Raw genomic sequence first — 644 nt, forward strand, 5'->3', positions numbered from 1 at the left:
CCCGCAGTCGTGGTCGATGACCTCGACCCCGTACGCGCCGCCCTCGTGGTGGAGCCTGACGAGGTCGCGGCCGTCCCTCCGGTTGCCCAGCACGGCGCACGGGCTACCGGCGAGCTCGCCCGCCCAGATGGCATGCAGGAAGCCGCGCCTCTGGGGGTCCTCCCACACCTTCTCGTACTGGCCCTCGTGCTCGGTCTCGTGCCACACGGAGAGCGTGTCCCCATGGAAGCGTGAGATGGTCACGATCTCGTCCCGTCCGTCGCCGTCGAGGTCGACCGGCGTCATGTCACTCGTGGGATCCACGATCAGGCAGGTTATCTGCCAGTCGGCACCGTCCCGTGCGGGAGGCACGTAGCGGAAGACGCCGGCTGCCGTACCGATAAGCGCGAAGCTGCGGTCGGGGGCCGTATAGAAGCCGTGGTTCTGAAGCTGGCAGTTGGCGAGGCGAGTCAGCTCGAGCTGGTTGTCCCCGTCGAACTGCTCGAGCCTCTCGGGCAGCCTGGCGACGTACACCGCCCCGGGCGCCTTCCAGTCGTCCCTGAACGCGCGACAGGCCGACTTGATGGTGCACGCGACGAGCCAGTCCTGCCCGTCCGTCCCCTTGAGCACGCCAAAGCGGTGCGCGTAGGGCAGGTCGCAGAGGA

General features: G+C 68.5%; 1 pseudogene. It reads right to left on the bottom strand.

Annotated elements, in window-relative coordinates:
* A pseudogene (locus HMPREF1316_RS14310) lies at positions 1 to 644 on the bottom strand (hypothetical protein); the annotation flags it as partial.

Origin of the sequence: Olsenella profusa F0195 (assembly GCF_000468755.1) — a bacterium.
In the GTDB taxonomy this organism is placed as follows: Bacteria; Actinomycetota; Coriobacteriia; order Coriobacteriales; family Atopobiaceae; genus Olsenella_F; species Olsenella_F profusa.